Annotated in this window: 3 protein-coding genes; all 3 read left to right on the forward strand. The window is 70.9% G+C overall.

Annotated features, from left to right (window positions below):
* Nucleotides 1-83: 83 nt before the first annotated feature.
* The 3 genes from Air01nite_RS35635 to Air01nite_RS35645 all read left to right on the forward strand — a co-directional run bounded on the left by Air01nite_RS35635 (nucleotide 84) and on the right by Air01nite_RS35645 (nucleotide 11,002).
* The gene (locus tag Air01nite_RS35635) at nucleotides 84-8,669 is read left to right on the forward strand and encodes a right-handed parallel beta-helix repeat-containing protein (RefSeq protein WP_203707795.1); all 8,586 of its coding nucleotides are present in this window, start codon (nucleotides 84-86) and stop codon (nucleotides 8,667-8,669) included.
* 249 nt (nucleotides 8,670-8,918) lie between these two features.
* The gene (locus Air01nite_RS35640) at nucleotides 8,919-10,334 is read left to right on the forward strand and encodes a sensor histidine kinase (RefSeq protein WP_203707796.1); all 1,416 of its coding nucleotides are present in this window, start codon (nucleotides 8,919-8,921) and stop codon (nucleotides 10,332-10,334) included.
* Nucleotides 10,331-11,002, forward strand: coding sequence for a response regulator transcription factor (locus Air01nite_RS35645; RefSeq protein WP_203707797.1), 672 nt, complete (start codon nucleotides 10,331-10,333; stop codon nucleotides 11,000-11,002). The genes Air01nite_RS35640 and Air01nite_RS35645 overlap by 4 nt, the downstream gene beginning before the upstream one ends.
* Nucleotides 11,003-11,033 lie beyond the last annotated feature (31 nt).

Below are 11,033 nucleotides of genomic sequence, written 5' to 3' on the forward strand. Positions count from 1 at the left end.
TTCTCATCGACGGCTGAGGCGGCCTTTATCGGCCGGCCGAAGACTCGGTTCGCCATGACCGTGCGCCCGAGGTGGAGTGACACATGCGCGGACCGACGGATGCCAGGCGGACGCTGCGCCGCCGAGCCACCAGGCTGGGAGCGCTGACTGCCAGCGCGCTCCTGGTGTTGACCCTGATCCATGTGGAGTCCGCGTGGGCGATGACCTTCACGGTCACCAGCAACGCGGACCTCGTCGACAACAACGTCGGCAACGGGATCTGCCAGACCAGCGCGGGCTCGTGCACGCTGCGCGCCGCGATCCAGGAGTCGAACGCCAACCCGGCGGCGGACACGATCCAGCTGCCGGCCGGCACGTACCCGATCACCCGCGCTCCCGCGGGCACGAACGACGACGACGTCGGCGACTTCGACATCCGCAGCCCGCTGACGATCGCGGGCGCGGGTGCCGCGAGCACGGTCGTCGACGGCGGCCAACCGCCGGCCGGCTCGGCACCCGAGGTCCGCGGGCTCGACCGCCTGCTGGAGATCTGGGCGGAGGCCGAGGATGTCACGCTCTCCGGCGTCACGCTCCGGGACGGCTACGACGTCGAGAGCGGCGGCGCGGTCGCCAACTTCTCCCCCGGCCTCGTCCGGCTGCAGAACGTGCACGTGCGGACCAGCTACGCGGGCGTCTTCGGCGGCGGCATCGCCACCGAGAGCACCGGCCGGATGGAGATCGCCGGCGGGGTCTTCGAGGGCAACGACACCGGCGGCGAGGGTGGCGCGATCCACAACCAGCACGAGGCCGAGCTGACGATCTCCGACGGGTCGTTCACCGACAACCGGGCCGCGGGCGACGGCGGCGCGATCGCGAACGTCTCGAAGACCCGCCTGACCATCACCCGCGGCACCTTCTCGGGCAACGTGGCCGGCGGCAGCGGCGGTGGCGTGTTCAGCGACACCCAGCGGCCGGCCACCGTCACCGGCTCGGTGTTCACCGGCAACACGGCCGGCGATCCGGTCTCCGGCGACGGCGGGGGCGGCGGCATCCACGCCGGCGGCGACGGCGCGGTCACGATCTCGGGCAGCACGTTCACCGAGAACACCGCGGTCGCGACCGGCGGCGGCATGGTCCTCGCCTCCGGCGCCGCCTCCTCGGTCACCGACACGGTCGTGCGCGACAACCACGCGCTCGGCGGCGCCGGTGTGCAGAACGAGGGCCAGGGCCTCACGCTGCAGCGGCTGACCATCACCGGCAACGTCGCCGAGGAGGACGGCGGCGGCATCCAGAGCGAGGGCAGCGGCAACTTCCAGATCCTGGACACCACGGTGGAGCGCAACCGCGCCCTGCACGGCGGCGGTTTCGCCAACGTCGCCGACGGGACGCTGACGGTCGCGCGCACCACCTTCTGGGACAACCGCGCGACCGTGTACGGCGGCGGTGTCTACAACGCCAGTGACGCGACGGCGCTGATCGAGAACACCACGATCTCCGGCAACGTGGCGCAGACCTCCGGCGGCGGTCTCTACAGCGACGCCGACGCGGGCCTGCGGGTGGTCAACGCGACCATCACGCTGAACCTGTCGCCGCACGGCGCCGGCGTCGGACACGAGCCCGGCGGTTCGGTCAACTTCCCGGTCGAGCCGAGCACCTCGGTGCTCTTCCGCAACACCCTGGTCGCCGGCAACCTCGTCGGCGCGGAGTGCAGCTTCGCGGTCGGGTCCGAGGGCGGCAACCTCGACAGCGGCGACTCCTGCTATTTCCGGGGCAGCCGCGACCGGCTCAACGCCGGCAACCCGAGGATCGACGCGATCGCCGACAACGGCGGCCCGACGATGACGCACGCGATCCAGACCGACAGCTACGCGCTCGACGGCGGCGTCGGCCCGTGCGTGCTGACCGACCAGCGCGGCGTGAGCCGGCCCAAGAACACCGCGTGCGACATCGGCGCCTACGAGCACGAGGGGCCCTTCCCGGCGGCCGACACCGTCGACCCGCAGACCAGCATCCTCACCGGACCGCAGGTCGCGGCCGAGCGGGCCGTGTTCACGTTCTCGGCCACCGACAACGTCAGCCCGCTCGCCGAGATCCTCTACGAGTGCCGGCTCGAACCGGTCGACGTCGACCCCAACGAGCCGCCGGAGCCCGAGCACCTGTTCGCGGGCTGCACCAACCCCCACGAGCTGCTGGAGTTCGAGACCGGCCCGAACACCCTCCAGGTGCGGGCGATCGACCGCGCCGGCAACGTCGACGAGACGCCCGCCGAGTGGGAGTTCGTCGGCGGCGAGGACACCACGCCGCCGCAGACCACGTTCGCCAGCGTCCCGCCGAACCCGAGCGCCGGCCGCACGGCCACGTTCTCGTTCCAGGGCACCGACGACATGACACCGGCGTTCCTGCTGGAGTACGAGTGCCGGATCGACAGCACCAGCGAGGAGGCCTGGCTCGAATGCGCCTCGCCGTGGAGCTTCAGCGACCTGACCACGGGCAGCCACACGGTCGAGGTGCGGGCGATCGACGAGGGCGGCAACGCCGACCCGACACCGGCGACGTACACCTGGACGGTCGGCTCGCCGACCGACTGCGACGCCGCCAACGTGACCCTGTCGGCCACCGCCGACACCTGGGTCGACGAGGGCCAGACCCAGGTCAACTTCGGCATCGCCGAACAGCTCACCGTGCGCTCGCAGGCCGCCGGCGAGGACGCCCGCGCCCTGGTCCGCTTCCCGGTGCCGGCCGACACGCCCGCCGCGTGCGAGCTCGTCTCCGCCACCCTGCGGATCCACGCCGACGGTGACGCGGGCCGGACCCTGCAGGCCCAGCCGCTCGCCGTGACCTGGGCCGAGACGGGCGTGACGTGGGCCAACCAACCCGGCGTCAGCGGGCCGGTGGCCACCACCGGCTCCGGCGGCGGCTTCCGCGAGTGGGACGTCACCGCCGCCGTCACTCTTATGCTCTCCGGCACACCCAACCACGGTTTCCAGATCCGCGACGCGGTCGAGGAGGGCGAGGGCTTCGAACAGTCGCTGGCGTCGCGCGACACCATCGCCGAGCCGCCGGCCACTCCGCAGCTCGTGCTGCGGTTCGACGGGCCCGGCGCGCCGACGCCGCCGGCACCGCCGGCCGGTGCGCTGACCACGGTCACCTGCGGCATGGTGGTCACGCAGAGCATCCGGCTGCAGAACAACCTGACCGACTGCCCGCTGGACGGGCTCGTGGTGGGCGCGCCGAACATCCGCATCGACCTCAACGGCAGGACGATCGACGGGCCCGGCTACTTCGCGGGTGAGCCCGGCTCGCCGTATGAGGTGCCGGAGCTGGGGTTGCCCGCGGGCGTCCGCAACGCGGGCTTCGAGAACGTCGTCGTCGAGGGCGAGGGCACGATCAGGTCCTTCGGGTACGGCGTGCAGCTCATGGCCGGCACCCGGTTCAACGTGGTGGAGGACCTCACCGTCGCCCGCAACGCCACGGCCGGCATCGAGCTGTGGGACGCCGACGACGGCCGCAACGCCAACATCGTGCGCGGCAACACGGTCGAGGCCAACGAGCTGGGCATCGCGCTGACGTCCGGCTCCGAGAACAACCAGCTCGTCGCGAACACGTTGACCGGCAACCTCGGCGCGGCCGTCTGGCTGAGCAACGCGTCCGGCAACACGCTGCGGGACAACGTCGTCTCCGGGCTCACCAGTGACCCGCTGGTGGACAGCGACGGCGGCATCCTGCTGGAGGACTCCCGGCGCAACACGCTCACCGGAAACCGGGTCAGCGACACCGGCGACGCCGGCATCGTGGTCAGCGCGGGCTCGCACGGGACCACGCTGACCGGCAACCGGATGACGCGTACCGGCGACGCCGGCATCTCGGTCGACAGCTCGGACGACACCACGGCGACAGGCAACTTCGCCTACCTGGCCTCGGACTCCGGGATCGTGGTCGAGGACGGCGACCGGTCGCACATCGCCGACAACGACGTGCGGTTCAACCCGGCCGGCATCTCGCTCGGCGGTGCCAGCGACTCCGTGGTCGAGGGCAACCTGGCCAGCCACACGTCGGGCATCGGCATCGAGGTCGGCGAGGGGTCGCACCGCAACGACATCGACGGCAACGACGTCAGCGAGGGCGTCGTGGGCATCATGGTCACCGGCGACTCGGTGGACGCGGAAGGCCTGCCGGACCCCGCGAACGGCAACGTGGTCCGCAACAACGTGGCCAGCGGCAACACCGCGGACGGCATCGCGATCGCGCTGGCCGGCCACACGGTCACCGCGAACGTGGCGCACCACAACGTCGCGTGGGGCATCGACGCCGCCGAGGAGGGCACGACCGACGGCGGTGGCAACCAGGCCAGTGGCAACGGTGAGCCCGAACAGTGCCGGGGCGTGGTCTGCGCCGCGGGCACCCCGGGCGCGCCGCCCACCCCGGACCTGGTGGCGCCCGAGACCTCGTTCGTCTCGACGCCGCCGAACCCGAGCAGCAGCCTGTCCACCGCCCGGTTCGCGTTCACGGGCACCGACAACGTGGCACCGCCGGACGCGCTGCGCTTCGAGTGCCGGCTCAACGGGCCGGTCGACCCCGAGCCGGAGCCGCCGGACCCGGGTGAGCCGGTGCAGCCGCCGGACACCGAGGGCTGGGCGGAATGTGCCAGCCCGGTGACGTACCACTTCCTGCTCTCGGACGTGCACAAGTTCGAGGTGCGGGCGATCGACCCCGCCGGCTGGCGGGACGCGACCGCGGCCACGTACACCTGGACCGTGTCGCCGATCCCACCGGTCGACGACACCACGCCACCGAACACGACCATCTTCGCGCACCCCGACCAGGCGAGCACGTCGCCGGTCGCGACCTTCGGGTTCCGCGGCTCCGACGACATCTCACCCGGACCCAACCTGCGCTACGAGTGCCGCCTGGACGCCTCGGCCTGGCAGCCGTGCCTGAGCCCGAAGACGTACGCGGGCCTGGCCAACGGTTCGCACACGTTCGAGACACGCGCGATCGACGTGGCGAACAACATCGACCCGACACCGGCGGCGTTCGTCTGGACCGTGCAGCCCGCACCCGCGGACAGCACCCCGCCGGACACCACCATCGTCACCGCGCCGGACCACCACACGGTCAGCACGTCGGCCACCTTCACCTTCGCGTCCAACGAGGCCGGCGCCACCTTCGAGTGCTCGCTCGACGGCGCCGCGTTCGTGCCGTGCGTGTCGCCACAGACCTACCTCGGACTGTGGGCGACCAACCACGAGTTCCGGGTGAAGGCGATCGACGCGGCGGGCAACCACGACCCGACGCCCGCGGCACACGGCTGGACCATCGGCACCGCGCCGGTGCCCATGACGGTCGCCTGTGGACAGACGATCACGGTGAGCGTCGTGGTGTCGAACAACCTGACCAACTGCGGCGCCAACGGCCTGGTCGTCGGCGCCCCCGGGATCACCATCGACCTCAACGGCTTCACTCTCGACGGCAACGGTTCCGGTGCCGGCATCCTCAACAGCGCCGGTCACGACTCGGTGACCGTCACCAACGGCACGGTCGCGGAGTTCGACTTCGGCGTGCAGCTCAACGCCGGCGTGGCGCTCAACATCGTCTCGGCGCTGCAACTGCGGGCCAACCAGGAGGCGGGCGTCCAGCTCACCAACGCCGACAACGGTTCCAGCGGCAACCTGGTCCGCGGCAACACGTTGCAGCAGAACCAGGTCGGCATCGCGCTGCTCGGCGGCTCGCAGGGCAGCACCGTGCTCGGCAACACGCTGAGCAACAACACTGGCGACGGGATCCGGGTCGTCGGTTCCAGCGGCAACACGCTCGACGGCAACCGGATCTCGGCCGGCAGCGGCCACGGTGTCTACCTGGAAGGAGCGAGCGAGAACTGGGTCAAGGCCAACGACGTCTTGGACGTGTCCGAGACGGCGATCTCGGTGGCGGCGGCCTCGAACGGCAACCGGATCGAGGGCAACACGCTGAGCGAGGCGTCGGCCGGCATCGAGCTGTCCGAGTCGAACGACAACGACGTGGTCGCCAACGAGGCCACCGGGCTCGCCGGCGTCGGCGTCAACCTGTTCCGCGCCGCCGGCAACCTGGTGCAGGGCAACGACCTGCGCACCAACGAGGCCGGCGTGGAGCTGCTCGAGTCGTCGGGCAATCGGATCGAGAGCAACGACACCAGCGGCTCGTCGTCCTCGGGCATCTGGCTAGGAGCCCTGTCGCTCAACAACGTCGTCGTCCTCAACACCTCGAACGACAACGACGCCGAGGGCATCTCGGTCGAGGCCGAGGTGCTGCCGGAGAGCACCGACCCGGGCAACACGATCGACCGCAACATCGCCAACGGCAACAGCAGCGACGGCATCTTCGTCGCCAAGCCGGCGCACACGATCTCCAGCAACGTCGCCAACAACAACGGCGGCTGGGGCATGTACGCGGAGGTCGGCAACATCGACGCCGGCGGCAACCGGGCGACGGGCAACGTCGAGCCCGAGCAGTGCTACCTGATCCAGTGCGACGGCACCGCCCCGGTGCCGCCGGAGGTGAACCCGCCGGACACGCTGATCACGCTGGAGCCGCCCAGCCCGAGCACGAGCACGTCGGCGAGCTTCTCGTTCACCGGCATCGACGACAACACACCGCTGTTCGAGCTGTCCTTCGAGTGCCGCCTCGACAGCACCCTGGCCACCGCGTGGCAGGAGTGCGAGGCGCCGGTCACCTACTACAACCTGGCACCCGGGCCGCACCGGTTCGAGGTGCGCGCGGTCGACCTGTCCGGCAAGGTGGACCCCTCACCGGACGTCACCGACTGGACGATCGCGCTGTCGGCGCCCGGCACCCCGCCGGTCACGACGATCAGCTCGGGACCGCCGCCGGAGACCGCGGGCCGGACCGCGGCGTTCACCTTCTTCGCCAACGAGCCGGACGCGTCGTTCTCGTGCTCCCTGGACGGCGCGGCGTTCACCGACTGCGTGTCGCCGGTGGAGCTGGAGGACCTGCTGCCCGGTCACCACGAGTTCCGGATACAGGCCCGCGACTCCGACGGCAACGTGGAGCCGACCCCGGCCAGCCGCTCCTGGCTGGTCACCGGTCCCCCGGTGGTGACGTTCCTCGCGACACCCGACCTGTCGACGGCCTCGACGTTCGCGGTGTTCACGTTCGCGGCCAACGAACCGGTCGTGCGGTTCGAGTGTTCGCTCGACCTGGCCGCGTACCAGACCTGCACCTCGCCGTTGGAGCTCTCCGGTCTCGCGATCGGCGACCACTCCCTGCGGGTGCGGGCGGTCGACGCCGACGGGATGACGTCGGGCGAGGAGGAGCTCGCGCTCTTCGAATGGGAGGTCGTGGAGGGCCCGGACCTGACCCCGCCCGACACCCAGCTGCTCACCCAGCCGGCGAACCCGACCGCTTCGCTGTCCGCGTCCTTCACCTTCACGGGTACGGACAACGTCACGGCCACGGACGGGCTGACCTACGAATGCCGCCTCGACAGCCAGAACGAGGCGGACTACGTCGAGTGCACCAGCCCGTGGGGCTATCCCAACCTGGAGTTGCCCGCCGACCTCGAACCCGGCCCGCACACGTTCGACGTGCGCGCCGTGGACCTCGAGGAGAACGCCGACCCGACGCCGGCGCACCACGCGTGGACCGTGACGGGCACGCCGACCGCGCCGCAGACCACGCTGGCCACGGTGCCGGACGTGACGACGACCGCGACCACGGCGACGTTCACGTTCAGCTCCAGCATGGCGGGCTCGACGTTCCGGTGCCGGCTGGACGCGGCCGCGCTCGCGCCGTGCACGTCGCCGGTCAACCTGACCGGGCTGGCCGTCGGCGACCACGAGTTCGAGGTCGTCGCCACCAGCGCGGCTGGCACGCCCGACCCGACGCCGTCGCTCTACGAGTGGACGGTAGCGCCGCCGCCGGACACCACGGCGCCGGTGACGGACATCCTGACCGGTCCCGCGAACCCGACGCTGAGCACGACGGCGGCGTTCACGTTCACGGCGGACGAGCCGGGCGCCACGTTCGAGTGCTCGCTCGACGCGGCCGCGTTCGCACCGTGCGCGAGCCCGGTGAACCTCGCCGGGATCCAGCCGGGCGCGCACCAACTGCGGGTCCGCGCCACCGACGCGGCGCTCAACGTCGGCAACCCCGACACCTGGGCCTGGACGGTCAACGCGCCGCCCAGTTGCTCGGCGCCGGGCGCGGTGACGCTCGGCGCCAACGCGGACAGCTGGGTGCTGCAGTCGTCGGCGTCGAGCAACTACGGCACCGACTCGTCGATCAAGGTGGACTCCAAGTCGGGTGGCAACAACGCCCGGGTCCTGGTGCGGTTCAACCTGCCGGCCATCCCCTCGGGCTGCTCGGTGACGGGTGCGCAGCTACGGATGTACGCGTCCTCCTACAAGACCGGCCGCACGCTGGAAGCCATCCGGCTGGGCGCGGCCTGGACGGAGGCGAACGTGCGGTGGAACAACCAGCCGGCGGTGACCGGCACGGGTGCGACGGTGGCGTCCGGCAGCGGATACCGCCAGTGGACCGTCACGTCGCAGGTCGGCAGCATGTACGCCGACGGCAACCACGGTTTCCTGATCCGGGACACCGTCGAGAACAACAGCGGTGGCCAGGAACAGCAGTTCAACAGCCGGGAGAAGGGCAGTGACAACCCGCCTCGGCTGGTGATCACGTTCGGCTGACCTGACAGGCCGGCAGGCCGCCTCCCCGACCGCGGCGTCGGGGAGGCGGCCTTGTTTAACGCCCGGTTAACAGGAGGGAAATTCTAAGAATGAGTCAGCGGTACGGTGGAGCCTGCCAACCAATCGCGCATTTACGCCGGGCCATTTGAGTAATGCCGTACGCACTCACCGAATATCTACTGTGAGTTACGCGCGAGTTACTTCCGGTCTGGGGGGTCCACAGTGGTTGGCGCCGCCCGGTTCCGATTGGTGAAGAGCATCAGGGCCCGGGTCCTGCTGGCGTTCATCGCACTGATCGTCCTTTCCGGAGTCTTCTCGATGGTGGCGATCCAGGAGGTGCTGGTGCTGCACCTGACCCACCGGATGGAGGAGGCGGCGCGGCAGGAGATCGACGAGCTGAACCGGCTCGTCGAGCAGGGCGTCGACCCCCGCACGGGCCGTCCGTTCACCTCCAGCGCGGCCGTCTTCGACGTGTTCTTCCAGCGCAACGTGCCCAGCCGGGAGGAGGCGCTGCTCGCCTTCGTCGACGGCCGGGCCTACCGGCAGACGATGACCCGGTTCGCGCTGCCGAGCCTGCCCGCGCCGGTGATGACCCAGTTCGCCACGTCGGCGGCGGACCCGTCGGCGCGCCGGCTGCGCACCTTCGAGACGTCCCTGGGCGGTGCCTACTACGCGACCTGGCCGGTCCGGGTCGGCGACAGCTTCGGCACGTTCGTCGTGGTCTTCCTGCCCGTCGTGGAACGGCAGGAGATCGCCCGGCTGCAGTCGTACGGCGTGCTCGCGGTCATCGGCGTGGTCCTGCTGGCCTCCGGCGCGGCGTGGTGGGTGACCGGCCGGCTGCTCGGCCCGGTCCGCTCGCTGACCCAGACCGCGCAGGCGATCTCCCGCTCCGACCTGACGGGCCGCATTCCGGTGCGTTCCGACGACGAGGCGGCGGAGATGGCCCGCACCTTCAATGCCATGCTCGACCGGCTCGAAGGCGTTTTCCAGCGCGAACGGGAGTTCCTCATGGACGCCAGCCACGAGTTGCGCGTACCGCTGACCATCGCATTAGGGAATTTGAGCCTGATCCGGCACGGAATCATCGAGGACTCCGACGAGGAACGCCGCACGGTGGCGCTCGTGATGGACGAACTCGACCGGATGAGCCGGCTCGTCAACGATCTGCAAATGCTCGCCGACGTCAAGAACCCTAATTTCCTGCAGCCCGAGGAAATCGACCTGGAGTCGTTCACGCACGAGCTCGCCGACAAGATGGTGACGCTGGCGCCGCGGGCCTGGCACGTCGACGCGGCATCGGCCGGTCGCGTCCGCGCCGACCGGCACCGGCTCACCGAGGCCGTGATCAACCTGGCGCAGAACGCCGTCCAGAACACCGAACCCGGCGCCATCGTGGCCGTCGGCACGCGGATCGACCGGGGCTCGTGGCGCATCTGGGTGCGCGACGAGGGTCCGGGTGTGGCGCCCGAGGACCTGCCGCACATCTTCGACCGCTTCCGGCGGGGTGCCGCCGCGCACCTGCGCTACCGCGGCTCGGGCGTCGGCCTGTCGATCGTCGCGGCCATCGCCGAGGCGCACGCCGGGCGCACCGAGGTCAGCAGCCGGCCGGGCGAGGGCGCGACGTTCGCGCTGGTGATCCCGACGGTGGAAGGAGCGCGGTCATGACCCGCATCCTGATCGCCGAGGACGACCCGCTGATCGCGTCGTTCCTCGAACGCGGCCTGCGGGCGCAGGGCTGGACGACCACCCACGTGGCCGGCGGCGAGCAGGCCGAGCAGTTCGGCCTCACCGACGAGTTCGACCTGCTGATCCTCGACATCGGCCTGGCCGGCCGCAGCGGCCTGGACGTGCTGCGCCACCTGCGGCCACACGGCTCGCGGCTGCCCGTGCTGGTGCTGACCGGCCGCTACCTCGCCCACGACGTGGTCACCTGCCTGGACGCGGGCGCCGACGATTATCTGATCAAGCCCTTCCGGTTCGAGGAGCTGCTGGCCCGGGCACGCGCCAGGCTGCGCGGCCCCGGCCGCGAGGCGTCCTACCTGCTGGCGGCGGGGCCGATCACATTGGACCTGCGCTCGCGGCGGGCCACCGTGCGGGACAGCACGGTCGAGCTGACGAGCCGCGAGTTCACGCTGCTGGAGATCCTGGTGCGGCACCCCGACCACGTGCTGAGCCGGGAGCAGTTGCTGTCGCAGGCGTGGGGCTACAGCTTCGACCCGAGCACCAACATCGTCAACGTCTACATCAGCGCGCTGCGCAAGAAGCTCGGGGACGGCGTCATCGAGACGGTCCGGGGCTTCGGCTACCGCCTGCGCGTCGCCGATCGCGCCTAGGCCGTGTTTCGTAGGGCGTGGATCGCGGCGT

The organism is Asanoa iriomotensis, from assembly GCF_016862515.1.
Taxonomy (GTDB): domain Bacteria; phylum Actinomycetota; class Actinomycetes; order Mycobacteriales; family Micromonosporaceae; genus Asanoa; species Asanoa iriomotensis.

What these genes read in the sequence shown, in the direction of transcription:
- Air01nite_RS35635 (WP_203707795.1), top strand. Translation starts at nt 84, where the DNA reads ATGCGCGGACCGACGGATGCCAGGCGGACGCTGCGCCGCCGAGCCACC.
- Air01nite_RS35645 (WP_203707797.1), top strand. Translation starts at nt 10,331, where the DNA reads ATGACCCGCATCCTGATCGCCGAGGACGACCCGCTGATCGCGTCGTTC.